Raw genomic sequence first — 19,059 nt, 5'->3', positions numbered from 1 at the left:
CTGAGGAACGACGCTAATCACCTTCCAATAAATTACGCATACCGCACCGGGCGCGGTTTAGATCCGGCAGTTGAACGGCCCCCGGAGTGCGTCCTGCCAGGATCATTCCACCCGCCCATGCACAAACCAGCCGCGCCGCACCCGATCGTAGAAGACCCACAAGAGTTCGCCTTTACGGGTCTCCGCGAAGTGATACTCCCGGTGCAACGCACGCACCCACCAGCCGCCTGCGACCACATACGGGCCCCAGACCCGCACCACGGGCCCCTGCTCCAAGCCGTGCAGCATCCAGCCATCCGGCTCGTGACGCGGGCGCGGCGGCAAGGGGATCGGACGTCTGTAGAGACGGCGCACCAGACGCCGCTGCAGACGCGTGCGCGGACGCGCGGGCTCCAGTCGAGACAAGGGCTCCCACGCGAAGCTGTTCTCGGGCAGATGACCCGAGCTCAGCCGTGCCCGCACCACCGACTGCTCGCCGAATGCGGCCCGCACGCGCGCCAGTGCACGATTGGCCGCCTCGAGGTCGCGGCGCGGCCGGGCGGCGAGCAGCTCGAGCTGGCGCTGCTCGGGGCCGACGGCACGGGTCAGCAGATGCAGCTCCTCCACACCGTCCGGCAGGCGCGCCGCCGACAGGCGCAGACGGATCAGCTCCAGGATCTGTCGGACATCCAGGGTCGGTGCGGCCGGGCGGATGCGCTCCTTGTGCTCGCCCAGACGCTCGAAACGAAACAGCAGCCGCAGCTCTTCGAGGACCTGACCGCGTCCGGCGATCTCATCCAGAAGCGGCGCCAGCCGCGTCTCGATCAGGCACATCAAACGATCGACATCGGTCTCGGGCCGATCGAGGATGAGGCGTGCCGTCACCGGCTCGAGGGGACGTTCGGGCTGCAGCGGGAGATTCAGCTCGCCCGAGGCCATCCGGTGAAGGTCGAAGGCGGCCTTCCCGTAGCGCCGACGGATGCCCTCGGGCGGCAGCCGGAGAAAGGCCCCGAGGTCGTGCACGCCGAGCTTGGCGAGTGCATCCCGCGTCCCGGGCGCGATCGCCAAGCGCTCCAGAGGCACATCCTGCAAGGCGCCCTGCTCCTGCGCCGCCTCGCGCAGGACGCGCACGCCTTGTCCGGACTTGGCGAGCGCATAGGTCGCGAAGCGGCGAAAGCCGACGACCACGACGGCGCTCAAGCCGATCGTCGAGAGAGCCGTCTCGATGCCCGCGGCCCAGACGTCGAGCGACCCGTAGAGCGGCTCGAGCCCGGACGCATCGAGCCAGAAGACACCGGGCTCGTCCGCGGACGGCTCGACGTGCGGGCTGTGCTCGCGCAGCCGGCGGGAAACGGCGACGACGGCCCGATCGATCTGCGTCTTGGGTACCGGGGCGGCGCGCAGATCCCCGCTCAGCGACAGGGCTGCGGCAAAGGACATGCCCGAGAGGATGCGTGCGGCACGCGCGGAGGCATTGACCCACAAGACGATGCCCCGCGGCTGATCGCTGTCGACGACGGCGACCGGATGCCCCCGCCACTCGGGGTGCTGCCGCAGCAGGAGCTGAAGCGCGAAGGCCGGCAGATCAAGACAGGCCATCCGGTCCATAACAGAACTCCGCGTAGGTCCGACCCGGTCCACGGCGCTTATCCTTGAGGATGAGCGTCTCGCAGCGGAACAGCGGCGGCGCACGTCCGGTGCGCGTCGCCTCGGCGCGCAACGAGATCGGCGACCCCAGTGACGGGCCCTCCCGCCCCTTGCGCGTCAGGCACAGGAGTGCCGTCTCGTGCTTCTTCGCGAGCGCGGCAAGGCGTGTCTGCGCGGCCAGCGGCAGGTCATCGTCGGCGCCCAGATCCAGCACGACGAGACCGAAGGCACCGGAGCGCAACAGCAGGTCGGCCGCCCGCGCGGCCTCGAGCGCAGCCTGCGCCCAGACGACCACAAGGGCACTCAGATCGATCCCGACCGCCGCGACATCCGGCGGATAAAAGCTGCTGTCGCGCCCCGTCACCCAGACCGTCGGCTCGTCGCACTGCTGAGCCTCGGCCACCAGGCCCATGGTCAGCGTCAGCGCCGCCGTCGCCGCCCCGCCCGAGATCTCGGCGAAGCGTCCGCGAAAGGTCGCAAGTCCCCAAGAAACAGGCACCCGGCTCGGCTCGAGCCCTCTTTGAAGATCAGAAAAAGCCGCCTTCATCGAGATGCTCCGATCGTGTGACATGACTCTTAACTGGCCGAAGGCGGATGCTTGTTTACTGTTAGCTGGAAGCTGTTGGCTGGAAGCTGTTGGCTGGAAGCTGTTGGCTGACGGCTAATAGCTGGAGGCCGGCGGCCGCTCCCCCTCAATCGAGATAACGCCGCACCTCGATCACCCGCCCCAGCACCTGAAGCGTGTCCGGGTCCGGCGTCATCACCGTGTAATCGGGGTTTGCAGGATGCAGCTCGATCCGCTCGCCGCGCCGCCTTAAACGCTTGATCGTCGCCTCCTCGTCCACCAAGGCGACAACGATCGCGCCGTCCTCGACACTGGGCAGACGCCACACGATGACGATGTCGCCGGGCAGGATGCCGGCGTCGCGCATGCTCTCGCCGCGCACACGCAGGCCGAACAGCTCCTCGTTCGCGCCGACGCGGTCGGACTGCACCGGGAGATAGCCTTCGAGATCCTCGACCGCCAAGCCGAAGGCGCCGGCCGCGACATGACCGAGCAAGGGAACCAACCGCGGCGGCGCGATCCGGTCTTCACCGGACACAAGCACCGCCGAGTCGGCAAGCCGATAGCCGCGCGCCCGACCCGACTGCTTATCCAAGCGCCCCTCGGACACCAAGGCCTCGAGATGCGCGCGCGCGGTCTGCACGGAGCGAAAACCGAACGCCGCCTGGACCTCCCGCACGGTCGGCGGTTGGCCGGCCAGGAGCCGCTCGCGCATGAGCTTGAACACCTGCTCGCGCGTCTGTCCGGTCGGTGTTCGCCCCATCACCTCGACCCTCGATCATCCGGGGAATCCCGTGAACGCTTTATAGCATACATTTGTATGTTAAACCGCGCCCAGCGCGGTTAGCGATGTTTTTGGATGGGATCGGCCTCGGCAGACTTGACGACCGCTGGAGTCGGCGCGGTTTAAACTATTAAAAAATATAAAAATCTTAAACCGCGCCCCCGCTAAGGGTCATGGATGCATCAAACGTCGAGCTTCCCCGAAAGTGAGCATCTCGCTCTGGACGCGGTTTATGTGGAGCGAAACGCCCGTCGGTGTCGGATGAAAAAGAGGGCCGGGATGACGAAGAGACTCAGCAAGGGTGCCGTGATCATGCCGCCGACCATGGGTGCCGCGATGCGTCGCATCACCTCCGAGCCCACGCCGGCGCCCAGGATGATCGGCAGCAGACCGGCAAAGATGGTGGCGACGGTCATCGCCTTGGGTCGAATCCGCATGACCGCGCCTTCGATGATCGCGCCGAGCAGGTCGGCCTCGTCCCGGAGCCGACCCTCTTCGCGCCGCTGTTTCACCGCATTGTCGAGATACACCAGCATGATGACGCCGAACTCGGCGGCGACCCCGGCCAGCGCGATGAACCCGACGGCAACCGCCACCGACAGGTTGTAGCCCAGCAGATAGATGAGCCAGAAGCCGCCGACCAGCGCAAAGGGCAGCGAGAGCATCACCAACAGGGCCTCGGCGGTCGAGCGGAAGGTGAGATACAGCAGCAGGAAGATGAGCGCCAGGGCGACCGGCACCACCTGCATGAGCTTGGCTTGGGCGCGCAGCATGTACTCGTACTGCCCGGACCAGGCGATCGAGTAACCGGGCGGCAGCGCGACCCGATCACGCACCGTTGCTTGTGCATCGGCGATATAGCGCCCGAGATCGCGCCCGCGGATATCCACGAAGACCCAGCCGTTGAGACGCGCATTCTCGCTGCGCAGCATGTCCGCCCCGTCCACGACCACCACCTCGGCGATCTGCCCGAGCGGAATCTGAGCACCGGTCGGGGTGACGATGGGCAGCTCGCGCAGCTTCTGCAGATCGTCGCGCTGCTCGCGCGGGAAACGCACGCTCACCGGATAGCGCTCCAGCCCCTCCACCGTCCGGGTCACGGTGACGCCGCCCAAACCGGCCGCGACGATCCGATTGATGTCGCCGATGTTCAGACCGACGCGCGCGGCCGCTACCCGATCCGGTCGGATCTCGATGTAGCGTCCTTGGGCGGCGCGCTCCGAATAGGCCGAGGCGGTCCCCTCGATCTGCATCAAGGCCCGCTCGACCTCGCCGCCGATGCGCTCGATCTCGGCCAGATCAGGACCCGAGATCTTCACCCCGAGCGGGGTCTTGATACCGGTGGCCAACATGTCGATCCGTGTCTTGATGGGCATCACCCAGGCATTGGCGAGGCCGGGGATGTCGACCAGCGCATCCAGCTCGGCGATCAGTCCATCCAGGGTCATCCCCGCGCGCCACTCCTCGCGCGGCTTGAACTGGATCAGGGTCTCGATCATGGTCAACGGGGCCGGATCGGTCGCGGTCTCGGCTCGCCCGACCTTCCCGAAGACCCGCTCGACCTCCGGAAGACTCGCGATCAGACGATCGGTCTGCCGCAGCAACTCGCCCGCCTTGCCGATCGAGATCCCCGGCAGGGTCGTCGGCATGTACATCAGATCGCCCTCGTCGAGCTCGGGCATGAACTCCGATCCGAGCCCCAGATGCCAGTTTCCCAGGACCGGCACGCCGCGGAAGGTCGCTTGCCAGGCACTCGCAAGGTCTTCTTGCCAGACCTCGATGCGGGCCTCGGCGTCCCGGTGAGGTCCCTTCTCGGCGACGAGACCGACCGCCTGAAACGGCCATTTCAACGGCGCCAGCAGACCGCCCACGCCGGCCAGCGGGATCAGTGTGCTGAAAAGGATCAGAACAGACAGGCCGACGACGAGAGAAGGACGGCGCAGCACGCCGTTCAGCAACGGCCGGTAGACCCGGATCAAAACCCGGTTCAGCGGATTGGCATCCTCGCGCGGGATGTGTCCGCGGATCAGATACCCCATGAGCACCGGGACCAAGGTCACGGCAAGCCCCGCGGCGGCGGCCATGGCATAGGTCTTGGTGAAGGCCAGCGGCGAGAAGAGACGGCCTTCCTGAGACTCGAGCGCGAAGACCGGCAGAAAGCTCACGGTCACGATCAGGAGCGAGAAGAAGAGCGCCGGACCCACCTCGATCGCGGCCTCGCCGATCACCTGCCAATGCCGCTCCCGGGTCAGATTCGGCCCGGCCCGCTCCAGGTGCTTGTGTGCGTTTTCGATCATGACGATGGCCGCATCCACCATGGTCCCGATCGCGATGGCGATACCGCCGAGCGACATGATGTTGGCGTTGATGCCTTGCGCATTCATGATGATGAAGGCGATGAGAATGCCCAAGGGCAGCGAGACGATCGCCACGAAGGCCGAGCGCAGGTGGAACAGAAAGACCAGACACACCAGGGCGACGACGATGAGCTCCTCGATCAACTTGATCCTGAGGTTGTCCACCGCGGCGAGGATCAGCTCGGAACGATCGTAGGTCACGAGGATCTCCACGCCCTCGGGCAGCCCGGCCCGAAGGTCGTCGAGCTTCGACTTGACCGCGGCGATGGTGGCGAGCGCATTCTCGCCGTAACGCATCACGATGATGCCGCCGGTGATCTCGCCCTCACCGTCCAGATCCGCAACCGCCCGGCGCATCTCGGGCCCGATCTGCACCCGCGCCAGGTCGCGCAGCAGCACCGGGGTTCCCGCCTCGGTCACCTCGACCGGAATGGTCTCGATGTCCTCCACACCCGTGAGATAGCCGCGGGTGCGGATCATGTACTCCGCCTCGCCGCGCTCGATCACCGAGCCGCCGGCCTCCTGATTGGCATCGCGCACGGCATCGGAGACACGCGAGAGCGGAATCCCGAAGGCACGCAGCTTCTCCGGATCCACCACGATCTGATACTCGCGCACCATGCCGCCGACGGTCGCGACCTCGGCCACGCCAGGCACGCTCTGCAGCTCGAACTTGAGGAACCAGTCCTGCAGGCTGCGCAGTTGAGAGAGGTCGTGGCGACCGCTGCGATCCACCAGCGCGTAGCTGAAGACCCAGCCCACGCCGGTCGCGTCCGGTCCGAGCCTCGGCTGCACACCCTCCGGCAGCAAGGCCGCCGCCTGATTGAGATATTCCAGGACACGCGAGCGCGCCCAATAGAGGTCGGTACCGTCCTCGAAGAGGATATAGACGAAGCTATCCCCGAAGAAGCTGTAACCGCGCACCGTGCGAGCCCCGGGCACGGCGAGCATGGTCGTCGTGATGGGATAGGTGACCTGCTCCTCGACCACCTGAGGCGATTGCCCCGCGAAGGTCGTGCGCACGATCACCTGCACATCCGAGAGGTCCGGGATGGCGTCCAACGGGGTCTGTTTCAGGGCCGCGATGCCCCATGCCGTCAGGAGCACCGCCGAGAGCAGCACCAGGAGACGATTGCGCAGCGACCAGAGGATGACCTGTTTCATTGCGACATCCTCGCGGCGGCCCTCGGACGGCGATCGGAACGCAGACGCAGGCTAGTCGTGCGCATGGGCATCTCCCGGCGTCTCGGAGGTCTCGGCCCCCGAGGCGTCTACGGCGGGGAAACGCATGAAGCTGGCCTGTAGGCTGGATTCGGAATCGATGAGGAACTGCCCCGAGAGGACGATTCGATCGCCCTCCTCGAGTCCCGAAAGGATCTCCGCCTCGCCGGCACGCTCCATTCCGGCGACGACGTCGACCGGCTGAAAACGCCCCTCCTCCACCACCTTGACCACGGTCGCGCGCTCACCGGTGACGATCATGGCCTCGGCCGGAATCTTGAGGACGTCGTGCTTGGGTCCGCCGAAGATGATCACGTCGGCGAACATGTTGGGCTTGAGCGCCCGATCGGAATTGTCGAAGACCAACCGCACGCGCAGCGTCCGTGTTTTCGGATCGAGCTCGGGGTAGAGATAGTCGACCCGCCCCTTCCAGACCTTTCCCGGGCGTGCCGGAACCCGAATCTCCGCGGGCAAGCCGGGGGCAAGCCAGTCGATCTGGGCCTCGAAGACATCGACGATGACCCAGACCCGACTGAGATCGGCGATGGTGAACATCTCGGTTTCGGGCGTGACATACATCCCTTGGCGCGCCATCAACCCGGTGACGATGCCGTCGATCGGGGCACGGATCGGCAACCTGTTGCGTGGCTCGCGTTGCTGCTGGATGTCCCGGATCACATCCTCCGGGATGTCCAGCACACGCAGCAGATTGCGGGCCTTATCGGCTCTGACCTGAGACACGCCACGCGGCTGCGGCTCCAGGGCCTGGAGGAAATCCACCTGTGCCGAAAGCATCGCCGGCGCGTAGATCTCGGCCAGGTCCTGACCCTTGGTGACCCGCTCGCCCTCGGCGCGCAGCTTCAGGTCCTCGATCCAACCCTCGGCACGCGGATGGATGTGCGCCAGACGCGTCTCGTCGAACTCCACCCGACCGACCGTGCGGATGTATTTCCAGAGTGTCCCGCGCTCCACCGTTCCGATGCGCACGCCCAGGTGCTGCATCACCGCGGGACGCAGCGTGACCTCCGGGTACTTGCCGACCACCGGATCCATCAGCTTCTTCACCAGATCCATGCCGCAGATCGGGCAGGTCCCGGGCTCGTCGCGCACGATCTGCGGATGCATCGGGCACACGTACTTGGGGTCCAGATGCTTGAGCGCGTGCTCCATGGCCGACTCGCCGGGGGCACCGGCGAGGCGTTCGCCGTCGGTTTCGCCGGCGGCCGGGGCCGGTGGCTCGGCCGCACCGCACCCGACCAAAAGACCGGCGATGATCAGCACGGCGCTCAACCGGATCCAGGGCTGCCGCATACGACCTGGCCCTTGTGTTTGTTCGAAACTCAACATGCGCGTCGCCTCCGACGTCTGAATGACAGATGCCGCCCGGAACGGGGATGGAACGAACGAAGGCCCCAAGAGGATGCGATCGACGTAGGGGGCGGCTCCGGGTCGGTCGTAGGTCAGGCGAGGCGAGGTCGGGGCGGACGAATGCGCCCTTCGGGGAAGAACCGGTAGAGATGATCGTCCGATCCTGATTCAGGCAGGAACAGGGACGGGGCCGGACATGTAGGATCAGACGAGGGCGCGACCTGTAGGGCGCCGAGGGCATAGGCCAAGGTGCACTTCGCGCAGTCGAAGGGAGCATCGTCTCCATCCCCCGGCAGCGCGCGTGGATCACGATCAGTCAGGGACGAGCCATGCATGGGGCAACCATCGCCGAGAGCAGCCGCATGCTCGCAGGGCAGCGCGACACGCGCCCATGACTGCGCTTGAAATGCCAAGAGGCAAAGCAGGACAACGACGGCGGTGGCGGGATGAGCGCGACGCATCGAGAGAATATGGGCTCGGCACGGCAATCGCGCAAGCGGTCACCGGCCTCGCTCATCGGTCGCTCTTTTAGCCTCGCCGAGTCAAGCGCGACCCCGAAGGCCATCAGATCGGCCGAAGAAGACGACTGCAAGTCGTCGATCCCGGGGTGTTGCCGCTTCGCGACGATCACCCGAGTCGATCGGCTCGGATAAAACGCACCTACCGACAAACCGATGCCTGCTGCACCGCACCATTTGCGGTACAATAGTTGCTAATTCTCTGATGGACCTCATGGTCCCAATGCCTTTTCACGCACCCATCGGCAGCAACGCATATGAGCAGTATCGACACCTTCAAGCAGTCCCTGACCCGTGCACGCGAGTACGGTCTCGAGGAATTTCTCGAGATCATCAGCGAGATGTCTCAGGTCAGTACCCGCAAGGGCATCATCGATCGTAAAAACAAAGAGCTGATCACCTTGGGCATGGCCCTGACGAAGCAGTGCAGACGCTGCATCGACATCCACACCAAGGAGGCCATCCGCCTGCACGTCATGCCCGGCGAGCTCACGCAGGTCCGCAAGATCGCGCTCTTTCTCAAGGCCAGCCCGCGCGAAGGCGGCGAGATGTGGGACTCCTGGGAGGATTCCTGGCGCGAATACGTCCTCGGGCGCGGACCGATCAAGCATCATGTCCGCGAGCTGATCGCGTTGGGCATCGCACTGGTGGAGCAACGTCGCGACCATATCCATTTGCACGCGCGCGCCGCGCTCGATTTCGGTGCACCGCCCGAGGAGATCTTCGAGGTCATGCCCATCGCCCTGCTCATGGACGGCGCGCCGGCTCTGTCGCAAATCCCGCATCTCGTCAATGCACTCGACAGTCCTCCCCTGGCCATGACCGCCTAAGCAACGATTCAAAATCGACATGAACGGTAGGTTGGGCGAAGCGTAGCGTGCCCAACCTACGCCTAGCGGCGTTCGCGCCTCTGTAAGGTCTTTGCACGGTCGCCAAGGGAAACCCTCCGCAACGCAGCTCCGAGCGCCAGCATATGCTGCTGCTTGAGGCTGATTCGCGCCGCCTTCATCGCGTCCCAGACGGCTTGCCAACCACCCAGCTCGGCGCTGTCCAGATGACGGGCCTCGCGATGCTGCCCGGCGAAATGCTCGGGGCTGCCTTTGGCCAGCAAGGTCTCGTTCAAAACAGGTACCAGCAGGGCATCGGCGCGGGGCAGGGTCCGGGCGATGAGCAGACCGGCCGGATCCCAATCGGGAAAGACCGTAACGGGGATGTTCTCGGGCAGCACGGCCAGGAGGTTGCGGGTGCCTCGGGCCAATCCACCGTGGCCGCGATAGAGCACGAGCGCATCCGCCAGCTCGGCGGGCGTGCGGAAGGCGTACCAGTCATCGAAGCTGTCGAGGTTCTCGATGACCAGGACCTGACCGATGGCGTCCGCATTCAAGCCGGAGAGCGGCACACGTAGGCTCAGTTCGAATGCGAGCGATGGCAGGGGTTCGGGCAGTCGGCCCTTGACCAAGACATGGCGGTCGTCGGGGCGGTCGCGGGCGATCTTCTCGTTGATGGCGCTGGCCGCGACCTCGCGTCGATTCCCTTGCGGAACCCCGTCCAGTGGATCGAAGCCCCAGGCCAAGCGGCACTGCTCGCGCAGGAGTTGGCGCTGCTCGGCACTGAAATGCAGGGTCCGGCCTCTCGGCTCTCCGATCTCGAAGGTCCGGCGGACCTCCTCCCAGACGCCCGATCGTGGCACCTTGTCGAGCCGTTCGCGCAGCAGGCGATGGACCGCCTGCATGTGGCGCCTGCTCAGACCAGCCAAAGGCGCAGGTCCCGGATGATGAAGTTGCCGCTGTAGAGCGGATGGACCTCGCCGATGGTCTCGAGCTCGAAGTGCCGCTTCTGCTCCTCGGGCAGACCCTCGTAGCCGCCGAGCACCTGGTACAGCCAGCTTTCGGCGTCCCAGGGCAGAGATCGGCTGTCGCGATAATCCAGGGCCGAAAGCGCCTCGCCGCTGTCGATGACCTCGCAGAAATAGGCAGCCACGGCCGCACGAGTCGTGCTGCTGCGCACCTCGAAGTCATCGGGCACGGTCAGCGTCAGCGCCGGTGCCTCGGCGAGGGCTTGAACCCTCGACTCGCGCGGATGCAGTGATCGGACCTGCGCCAGCAGGGCGAGCAGCACGGCCTCCTGCGTCGGATCATGCAGGCTCAGGCTTGCCGGGGCCAACGCAGGCGCGGCGCGGTTGACCAGCGCCGGGATGGCACTGCCGGCGGCGTGGGGACCCACCTGGTACTCCGGGTGCTGGGTCAGATGCAGCAGCCAACCCTTGATCAGCCGGGTCCGCCCACGGATCTCGCGGAAACGTCCCAGGAGCTCCAGCAGGCGGCCCTGCACGATGCTCAGCTCTTGGGCGCAGCTACCAATGGTGCGTTGCAAGTTGGTCACCAGCAGATGACGCAGCTCGCGCAGATCGCCGGCACTCTCGGCGAGCACCTCGAAGCTGACCAGCTCCAGCCCGGCGAGCAGCTCGCTCACCTGGGACTGTGCCAGCTCGTTCTCGCGAATCTTGGCGTCGAGCGTACCGACATACCCGAACTCGTTGTTGATGCGGCTCCAGAGTACGCGGATGCCGTGGCTCAGGGTCTCGCCGAAGGCATAGACGTGCTCCTTCAGATCGCCAAGGTAAGCCTCGGCGGCCGCGTAGTCGCCCTGGTGATGGGCCTCCTTGTAGTGGTCGGCGAGTGTCTTGAAGGTCGCCAGCGCCGAGCCGGTGTTGGCATCGATCCGGCGGTTGCGGTCATCGCGCAGGGCCTCCTCGAGCAGCGCCCGCACCACGCGACGCAGGTGCAGATCGGCGCCGGGCTCGGGACGATAGAGGATGCCGTCCTTGAGGAGGCGCTCGCGCACGCCGGATTCGAGCGCCTGATCCGCGATCGAACCGGCCAGATAGGCCTCCATGATGGGCTCGGCATGGCGGGCGAGTTGGCGCAGAAAGCTCAATCCGGCCTGCTTGAGATGGTCGCTCACAGCAGCTGCCCCTGAATGGCGGACTCGGCCTGGCCATCAAGATTCAGACCCTCGGCGTCGTCGATGAAGCGGATGACCTCGTAGAGATAGTCGAGCTTGCCGGTGGCCAGATAGATCTGCTTCTCGGTGTTGGGACGGATCAGATAGCCCAGATCGCACAGCCGCTTGAAGATCAGCTTGATCTGGCCGTCGACATCTACGCGTGTCGATTTAAAAAGCGAGTAGCGACAGATGTGGCCCAACTGCTCGCGGAAGGCCGGCGTATCCTCGATGACGGTCTGCAGCTCATTGAGGCGGACCGGCATGCCCTCGGTCAAGGGCGCGTCCTGGCCGGCGGCGTCCTGCACCAGCACCAGCCATTCGACCAGCGGGGTCAGGGCCTGGCAGATGTCGCGAAACTGCTCGCTGAGCTTTTTGCGCTCGGCATCGCCCAAGGTGCGGTAGCCGCAGAAGAACACCTCGGTGTCCGGGCCGGTGCCGATCGTGACCACCAGCCGGTTGAGCTGCCCGAGATAGGCGTCGACCTGCTCACGGTTGGCAGGGATGCGCAAAAAGCGCCAGCTGTCCTCGTACCTGGTACGGCAGATGAAGGCGCCACCGAGCAGCCGCTCGATGACCTGTCCCTTGGTCGACAACATCTAAAGCACCTCCGTTGTCCGGCGTTCACGCAGCTTGGTCGCGATCGGATCCGCGCGCGGCTTGACGATCTGGAGTTGCCGGGTCTGTTTATCGACGATATAGCGGTTGGCGAAGAGTCCCAAAACCTCCGAGTCCGGATTGGGAAAGGCGCCGAGCACGCGGATGTTGTTGCTGGTGCAGGCGTCGAAGATCTTCTTCACGTTCTGGTGGTGCAGTGTCCCCAGCTCGTCGATCGGCCAATGGATGGTGACGGGCGCGCCGCCGCGCAGCAGCCGGGTGAAGGCAAGCAGGAACTTGCACAGGATCAGATAGGCCATGCCGTGGCTGGAGGATTCGTTGAGCTGGCGGTCGGTGCGGATCACCAGATCGCTGTGGCCCTCGCGCAGGCGCAGCTCGATCTCGAGCAGCCCGGCCACACCCCCGTTCAGGGCCGAGCGGCCGATGATGTCCAGCGCCCGGCGCAGGCTGCCGATGTAGTCCTCGCCGGGCAGGCCGTTGAAGTCGTCCTCGCGCCAGGCCTGGAAGGCGGAGATGAAGGCCTTCAGATCCGGCCAGAACTCCAGCTCGGCGATGCGCGAGCGGATGCGCACCGCGGAGTCCGAGACGCCGTCGAGACAGAGATCCTCGCTGACCTCGCGGGTGATGCGCGCACTTTGTGCGGCGATACGCCGATCGATATCGGCTAGGACGTCGTAGTAGTTGTTGAGGTCGAGACCGAACAACCGGCCCTGCTCGCGCAGGGCCATCAGGCTCTGCGGCACCATTACGGTAAGCAACTGCTCCAGGTGCGGCACCAGCTTGCGGTGATCCATGCGGCGAATCCCCTGCTCGCCGACCAGCAGGCTTTCCTCGCGACCGCGTTCCCAGAATTCAGCCAGGCTGGAGCCGGACTGACCGGCGATCAGGGTGTCGAAACGCTCCACGTGCGTCTTGACCGCGTCCATAACCCGCTCGCGGCGGTACAGCAGCTCGTCGCCGAGACGCAGACGCTCGTCGAGCTCGCCCTCCGGAGGCGCTTCATCGCGCGGTAGCTTCAGGGCGTTGAGTCGAGCGAGCAGGCCCTTGAGTTTTCCCAGGTGCTCCTCGGCCTCGTGCTTACGACGCCGGGCATGCTCCCGGCCCTCCGTCAGTCGGCCGCGTTCGCGTTTGAAGTCGTCGGTGACGGACTTGAGCGCTTGGTCGAATGTCGCTGCGCGGCGGCAGCTGTCGTCCAGCTCGCCCTGGAGTTTCGGTTTGCGCGTGACCCAACTGAGCCGAAACCAGTCATCGTACTCCCGCACCTCGGCACGGCGACGCTCCGCGCTCTGGATCCGCGCGGCCAAGGCGTCGATCTGTTCTTTCGGCCCGATGATGTCCTGCGCATCCACGCCACGCGACTTCAGCTGGCCGTTGAACCAGGCGGAACAGGCGTCCAGCTCGGACTTGGCGGCGCGCGTGCTCTCATCCATGGAGTCGCGCAACTGCCCGAGCTCGAGATCCAGCCGCCCGATGACCTCCTGCCAGTGTGCCTTGAGCTCCAGGTGTGCGACGCCGTGTCTGGCCTGGAGGTCGTCCAGCCACTGTCGGTGATCGCCCTCGAGCTGCCGTGCCCGTGCACCCAGCTCGGTCAGTTGTGCCCGAGCCGCGCTCTTGCGTTCCCGCAGCGCCGCGTCGAGCTGTTCTTTGCGGGCGCGCCGTTCGTCCTTGATGCGGTGTCGATCTTCGCGCGCGCTACGCAGTTTGGCGCGGGCGAGGGTCAGTCCGCGGTGTTGTTCATCCAAGGTGCTAACGAGATCGCTCAGGATCTTCTCGGCGGCCTGTTTTCGATTCTCCGCGTCCGTCAGCGCATCCTCGGCGAGCTCCAGGCGCCGACGCAGATCCGTCTCGGACGCGGCATGCTCGGGCGGATCGATGGCCGACAGATCCAGGCGCACACCGAAGAGCGCGTCCTGCGTCGGCTCGATCAACGCAGGCTTCAAATCGGCGCGCTGCAGGAGGGTCGGCTCGATCACCCGGCCGAGTTGCTCCTTCCAGCCCGGCTGCTCGCTGCGCAGAAACTCCAGCAGACTGTGCTGGCCGGGGTAGAGCAGGCGCTGAACTTCCTCGCACTGCGATTGACGTTGGGTGACCCGCTGACCGGCCTCGCGCACGGCGACGTCGGCGTCCTGGCGTTGTCGGAGCAGCGTCTTCTCGCGGCCTTCCTGCTCTCGCACCCGGACATCGGCAGCCTCGACCGCGGCCTCGGCCTCCTCCAAACGCTGATCGAGGATCGCCAGCGAACGATTCTCCTCCTCGGTGAAGCCGGCGCTCTGGATCCAGACGTCCAGACGCTCGCGTTCGAGTGCGTACTGGCCCTCTTGTTTGCGAAAGGTCTCGATCCCGCCCTCGCGCTCTTGGTGCTGGCGCTGCGTCAAGGCTTCGAGCTCGCTGTTGCGCTGCTCGATCAGGGCGGTGCGCTGCTCGCCGAGATCGGCCTGTCTGGTACGCAAGTGTTCCAGGCGGCAGTCGCGCTGGTCTTTGATCGCTTCGCAGCGCACCTGATATTCACGCTCGACATCCCGATGTTGCTCGGTGAGCAAACGATAGCGACCGCGCAGGTTTTCAAGCTCGTCGCTCCAGATCGCGATCTTGTCCAGATCGGCCCGCGCCTGCTCGATATCGGCCTCCAGAAAGACCTGATACTGCTGCTCGATCTGCTTGAGTTCGTCGTCGGCGCAGCTCATCTCGCCGCGCGCGACGGAGAGATCCTGATTGAGCGCGTCGCGGCGCTCATTCCAGCCGTCTTCCAAGTGTTTGAGTGCGAAACCGGCCTGCTCGATGGCCGCGCTGCTCTCGTCCAGGGTCTGCTGCAGCCGGGGTTCGTCGATCCGGTAGCCCCGCAGCAGACCACCGAGGCGCCGCTCGCAGTCCAGTAGATCCTGGTACTCGCGCTCCAGCTTTTCGAAGTCGGGACGCAGCGCATCGAACCCCTGTACGAGCTGGCTCTCGCGAATCCAGGTCTCCACCTGCTGGGGCTTGAGCTGCGAGGTCGGCGGATTCACACCGTCTTCTTCAAGGATGGCGGCAATCATGGAGCGCACGGTTTCCATCTTGCCCTCCCGCGAGTGCACGGCCTGGGCGAGTTTCTCGATATGACGCAGCGAATGCCCGGTCTCGCACAGCGAGAACTGCCGGGCCAGCGCGCGCAGCTCGCCGCTGTTGCCGCGCGCGGCAAGCTGGCCGCGATCGTTCTGCAGGATGGCGCGGTACTCGCGGGTATTGAGCAACCCGCTGACGCTCACACCGGACTGCTTGAGTTGCCGGCCCAACTCGGTCATGCCGAGACAGGTCAGGGTGTCGCCGGGGCGGGCACGGGTGTAGTCGCCCAGGTCGAAGGCTTTACGGATCAGACGATAGGCGACGCCCTTGCCGTCCGCGGCGGCGGCCAGCACGGCCTGACAGGGCTCGCCGTCCAGGCTCAGGTAGTCGTAGATGATGAAACTCTGCTCGGTGGGCAGGTACCAACGCTGGAAACTGTCGCGGGTAGCGGGCACGACACGGCTCGGATACTCGCCGTAGAACACCGGCACCAACCGCTGCAGGGTCGTCTTGCCGGAGGCGTTGGTGCCGCAGATGTTGGTGTGGTCGTCGACGCAAAGCTCGACCACACCCTGCAGATGCGTGTTGATGAGAATGATGCGATTCAGGCTGGGCATGTGGATCCTTCCAGGAAACGGGGTGCGTTGATCTTGAGTCCGGCGATTTCGACCACTCTGACTAAACCGCGTCCAGAGCGAGATACTCACTTTGGAGTCAGTTCGACCTTGGGCGCATCCATAGCCCTTAGCGGGGACGCGGTTTAGAACAATCTATTTTTTATAATCTTAAACCGCGCCGGCTCCACCGGTCGTTGAATCTGCCGGCGCCGATCCCATCGAAAAATAGCGCATACCCTGCTGGGCGCGGTTTAGAGGAGCCGGCGTGGCGTGAAGCGGGGCTTGGTGGACTTCGCTCTCGCTCGTCCACCCCATCCGGCGGATTTATGCAAATGGCCGCGTCGCAATACGGCGTCAGCCGCTGGCCGGGCTTTCAGTTGCACCCACGTCCTGCAGGTTCTTGATCTGCTCCTCGAGCTGAATCAGGGCGGGATCGCCGGGGGTGCGGGCACGGAGCACATCGAGCCAGCGCTCGGCGGCATCTGCTCGACCGAGCTTGGCGTTGTATTGGATCAAGGCGATCAGGATAGCGCGATCGGTCCGGGCTTGCCCTTGGGCAGCCTCCAGAACCGAGAGGGCCTCCGGGGTGCGACCGGCACCGTCGAGTGCGACGGCGTAGACATGAGCATAGCGACTGTTCTGCGGCGCCAGCTCGGCGGCACGCGCCAGCTCTGCGAGGGCCGCATCCAGGCGCTGTGATCGGACCTGCACAAGACCCAAGGCGTAGTGCAGGTCGGCGCGCTCGGACGCCGTGACGGGCTCGGCGGCGAGCCCGGCCACCAGCTCCGCCTCGGCCTCGGACTCGCGGCCCAGCACCCGATAAAGGTCGGCAAGGTTCACCCGCGCCGGGGTGAAGCGTCGATCGAGGCTCAGGGCGGTGCGATACGCCTGCTCGGCTACACGGGGCTCGCCGGCCTCGACCGCCAACAAGCCAAGATTCAGATGTGCCTCGGGTCGGTCGGCATTCACCATCTCCGCGATCGCGTATTCCTCCAAGGCGGCACTCAAGCGGTCCGCCAGCTCGCCCCCGACCCCTTGGGTCATGACCGGCGCCAGCACGCGAGCGGCCTCCAATCGCACCGTGAGCGCCGGATCGGACAGCAGCGGCCAGGCCAGCTCGACCCGAGTCTGCAGGTCCGCGAGATCCAAAAAGCGCACCGCTTGTGCGCGTACCTGCGCCTGCGGATCGTCGAGCAGGCGCTGCACCGTCATGAGTGCAGTCGGGTCCGCGTGGTTACGGAGCCGGTCCAGGGCACTGGCACGGGCAATGGCGGGTTGTGTGGTATCGGCCGCGAGTGCAAGCAGCCGCTCGGCTGCATCCGGGGCATTGGCGTCTGCGGCGTGCAGGGCCTCGCCGAAGTGGGACCCTCGATACGCCGGGTCCGGATACCAGGTCTCCACCGCGGTCGCCGCCCAGGCGGCATCTTTGTCCCGATGGCAGGCGTTGCAGGCATTGGGCGTTCCGAGCGTCAGGGACAGATCCGGCCGCGGCACCCGCAGGCTGTGATCGGCGCGCTCGTCCACGACCATGTAATAGCGCTGGGGCATATGACAGGCCACGCAGGCGGCACCGGTCGAGCCGGCTTCGTGGTGATGATGCTCGGTTGAATCGTAACGGGCGGCCGTATGGCAACGGGCGCAGACGGCATTGCCCTCGGCGTGCAGCTCGAGACGATGGGGCTCGTGGCAGTCGCTGCAGACGACGCCTTGATGGTACATGCGACTCTGGATGAAGGAACCATGGACGAAGACCTCGTCCTTGATCTGACCGTCCGGAAAGTAAATCGCGGGATCGAGCAAGGCGAGGCGGAAGCCCTGATGCAGCGGCTCGGTCGGGGTCAGCGCATCCTGGATACGTCCGCGCCTGGAATGACAGCGGGCGCAGGTCTCGGTCTGTACGTGCGGACCGCCTTGGGGCGAGCGGATCACGGATCGCTCCGGTTTTCCCGTCTCGGGATTGATCTGCCAGAGGCCGCCGTCGCGATCTTTGAGATCGACCAGCAGACCGCGGCCGGCGGCGTCGGTCCCTGCGGCCGTCTCGGCGTTCTCTCCGGCGGGCTGCGCCCTGGCCCAGTCGACGTGGCGGGCACCGGGTCCGTGGCAGGCCTCGCAGGCGACGTTGATCTCCGCATAGCGTGTGTCGTAGACCTGCTGCTCGGGGTCGTAGCGCTTTTGCAGGTCGGTGGAGTGGCAGTCCGCGCACTGATAGTTCCAGGTCTGTTCCGCGCCCGTCCAATGCAGCGGATTGCGGTGGTCCATCGGCGCGTTCGGATCCGGATCTGGATAAAGATGGAACCAGCGCTGTCCACCCTGCTCCGGCGAGCGCGTGTCCCAAGCCAGCCCGAGTGCCTGGAGCCGGCCGCCCGGAAACGCGATCAGATATTGCTGCAGCGGAGACCAGCCGAAGGTGTAGCGGATCGAATAGTCCCGAAGCTGCCCGTCGGGTCCGTCGGTCTGTACGAAGTAGCCTCCGTCTCGACGGAAGAAGCGGGATGTGACGCCGTGCGCCTGGATCTGCACGTCGTCGAAGTTGCCGAGCACGGTCTCCGACGTCGCCTGCGTCATCGCCAGGTCATGGTCGGACCCCTTCCAAAGGTCAAACTCCGCCTGGTGGCACTCTGCGCAGACCACGGTGCCCATATAGCCCCGGTGCGCCCGCTCCGGATCCAGATGCGGGTCCGATTCCGTGAATCGGGATGCGGCCTCGACAGGCACATCCGCGGCCTGCGCTGCGGGTATCAACAAGAGGACGAGCCAGAGTATGCGCAGATCCATGAGGGGCGGATTCTCGTGAGGAAACTCGATCGGCCAATGGTATACCGACCGCGCTCGCGATTTCCCGGCGCCGAGCCAAGACTTGCGCTCCGAATCGCTCCGACGCCTTCCGAAAGGGCCTTCGAGGTCTTCAGCCAAGAGGGCGCCCTTGGCGCCGGCGTTCGGCGTGCAGACGCGCGCCGCAATGGTTGCTCGGATGATGGCGGAGCTGAACGTCCGAGTGACCGCGATCGTCCCGACGGCGGTCACCGCATCGAAAGTCCGGCATCGGCCACCGCATCGGATCGAGGACGCACCAAGAGCGGGCAAGCGAACCGAGCCAACGCGGGGCACACCGCTCGGGACCCGCACCGATCCGGTCCAGCGTGCGACCCGAACTCACTCTCGCGCTCGAGCGAACGACTCGGGCCGCGCCGCGTCCCAACTTCCTGTCCCGGTTGACCTCGCAACGCCTCGGCGACCGACGGGCAAGCCGTTTCGCAATCCGTTGCGCAAGACAGGGCAGGTGTTTTGTGGGATCGTTGGCAGCCGAACCGAATCCCTCGGCCATGCCTCGGAACGATTGTTG

Annotated in this window: 11 protein-coding genes; 1 reads left to right on the top strand and 10 read right to left on the bottom strand. The window is 65.6% G+C overall.

What is annotated here, in order from left to right:
• Positions 1–102: 102 nt before the first annotated feature.
• From B4N44_RS04340 to B4N44_RS04320, 5 genes are all read right to left on the bottom strand, one after another.
• Entirely contained in the window at positions 103–1,587 is a 1,485-nt protein-coding gene (locus B4N44_RS04340) for a DNA polymerase Y family protein (RefSeq protein WP_296697273.1), read from the bottom strand.
• On the bottom strand, positions 1,565–2,173 hold the full coding sequence (locus B4N44_RS04335) for a recombinase A (RefSeq protein WP_296697272.1): 609 nt from the start codon (positions 2,171–2,173) through the stop codon (positions 1,565–1,567). Before B4N44_RS04335 ends, B4N44_RS04340 begins: the two co-directional genes overlap by 23 nt.
• Positions 2,174–2,318: 145 nt before the next feature.
• Complete coding sequence (gene lexA / locus B4N44_RS04330) at positions 2,319–2,954, bottom strand: transcriptional repressor LexA (RefSeq protein WP_296697269.1); 636 nt, start codon at positions 2,952–2,954, stop codon at positions 2,319–2,321.
• Positions 2,955–3,205: 251 nt separating this feature from the next.
• Positions 3,206–6,496, bottom strand: a complete 3,291-nt coding sequence (locus B4N44_RS04325; RefSeq protein WP_296697267.1) for an efflux RND transporter permease subunit — start codon at positions 6,494–6,496, stop codon at positions 3,206–3,208.
• Between the two features lie 51 nt (positions 6,497–6,547).
• Positions 6,548–7,900: an efflux RND transporter periplasmic adaptor subunit gene (locus B4N44_RS04320; RefSeq protein ID WP_296697265.1), complete on the bottom strand. Its 1,353-nt coding sequence runs from the start codon at positions 7,898–7,900 to the stop codon at positions 6,548–6,550.
• A gap of 796 nt (positions 7,901–8,696) precedes the next feature.
• Here B4N44_RS04320 and B4N44_RS04315 point away from each other — a divergent pair.
• Positions 8,697–9,269, top strand: coding sequence for a carboxymuconolactone decarboxylase family protein (locus B4N44_RS04315; RefSeq protein ID WP_296697263.1), 573 nt, complete (start codon positions 8,697–8,699; stop codon positions 9,267–9,269).
• Positions 9,270–9,331: 62 nt separating this feature from the next.
• On the opposite strand, the gene B4N44_RS04310 is transcribed toward B4N44_RS04315, so the two are convergent.
• The 5 genes from B4N44_RS04310 to B4N44_RS04290 all read right to left on the bottom strand — a co-directional run bounded on the left by B4N44_RS04310 (position 9,332) and on the right by B4N44_RS04290 (position 18,491).
• On the bottom strand, positions 9,332–10,171 hold the full coding sequence (locus B4N44_RS04310; RefSeq protein ID WP_296697262.1) for a DUF7281 domain-containing protein: 840 nt from the start codon (positions 10,169–10,171) through the stop codon (positions 9,332–9,334).
• Positions 10,172–10,182: 11 nt separating this feature from the next.
• Positions 10,183–11,403, bottom strand: a complete 1,221-nt coding sequence (locus B4N44_RS04305) for a phosphoenolpyruvate carboxylase (protein WP_296697260.1) — start codon at positions 11,401–11,403, stop codon at positions 10,183–10,185.
• The gene (locus tag B4N44_RS04300) at positions 11,400–12,041 is read right to left on the bottom strand and encodes a hypothetical protein (protein ID WP_296697258.1); all 642 of its coding nucleotides are present in this window, start codon (positions 12,039–12,041) and stop codon (positions 11,400–11,402) included. Before B4N44_RS04300 ends, B4N44_RS04305 begins: the two co-directional genes overlap by 4 nt.
• Positions 12,042–15,716: an ATP-binding protein gene (locus tag B4N44_RS04295; protein ID WP_296697256.1), complete on the bottom strand. Its 3,675-nt coding sequence runs from the start codon at positions 15,714–15,716 to the stop codon at positions 12,042–12,044.
• 354 nt (positions 15,717–16,070) lie between these two features.
• Positions 16,071–18,491: a tetratricopeptide repeat protein gene (locus tag B4N44_RS04290; RefSeq protein WP_296697254.1), complete on the bottom strand. Its 2,421-nt coding sequence runs from the start codon at positions 18,489–18,491 to the stop codon at positions 16,071–16,073.
• Positions 18,492–19,059 lie beyond the last annotated feature (568 nt).

Source organism: Thiocapsa sp. UBA6158, assembly GCF_002423035.1.
Classification (GTDB): domain Bacteria; phylum Pseudomonadota; class Gammaproteobacteria; order Chromatiales; family Chromatiaceae; genus Thiocapsa.
Note: the sequence above shows the minus strand (reverse complement) of the source record. Positions and strands in the feature narration are given on the sequence as shown.

What these genes read in the sequence shown, in the direction of transcription:
- B4N44_RS04335 (WP_296697272.1), bottom strand. Translation starts at nt 2,173, where the DNA reads ATGAAGGCGGCTTTTTCTGATCTTCAAAGAGGGCTCGAGCCGAGCCGG.
- B4N44_RS04295 (WP_296697256.1), bottom strand. Translation starts at nt 15,716, where the DNA reads ATGCCCAGCCTGAATCGCATCATTCTCATCAACACGCATCTGCAGGGT.
- B4N44_RS04320 (WP_296697265.1), bottom strand. Translation starts at nt 7,900, where the DNA reads ATGTTGAGTTTCGAACAAACACAAGGGCCAGGTCGTATGCGGCAGCCC.
- B4N44_RS04340 (WP_296697273.1), bottom strand. Translation starts at nt 1,587, where the DNA reads ATGGACCGGATGGCCTGTCTTGATCTGCCGGCCTTCGCGCTTCAGCTC.
- lexA (WP_296697269.1), bottom strand. Translation starts at nt 2,954, where the DNA reads ATGGGGCGAACACCGACCGGACAGACGCGCGAGCAGGTGTTCAAGCTC.
- B4N44_RS04290 (WP_296697254.1), bottom strand. Translation starts at nt 18,491, where the DNA reads ATGGATCTGCGCATACTCTGGCTCGTCCTCTTGTTGATACCCGCAGCG.
- B4N44_RS04325 (WP_296697267.1), bottom strand. Translation starts at nt 6,496, where the DNA reads ATGAAACAGGTCATCCTCTGGTCGCTGCGCAATCGTCTCCTGGTGCTG.
- B4N44_RS04310 (WP_296697262.1), bottom strand. Translation starts at nt 10,171, where the DNA reads ATGCAGGCGGTCCATCGCCTGCTGCGCGAACGGCTCGACAAGGTGCCA.
- B4N44_RS04300 (WP_296697258.1), bottom strand. Translation starts at nt 12,041, where the DNA reads ATGTTGTCGACCAAGGGACAGGTCATCGAGCGGCTGCTCGGTGGCGCC.
- B4N44_RS04315 (WP_296697263.1), top strand. Translation starts at nt 8,697, where the DNA reads ATGAGCAGTATCGACACCTTCAAGCAGTCCCTGACCCGTGCACGCGAG.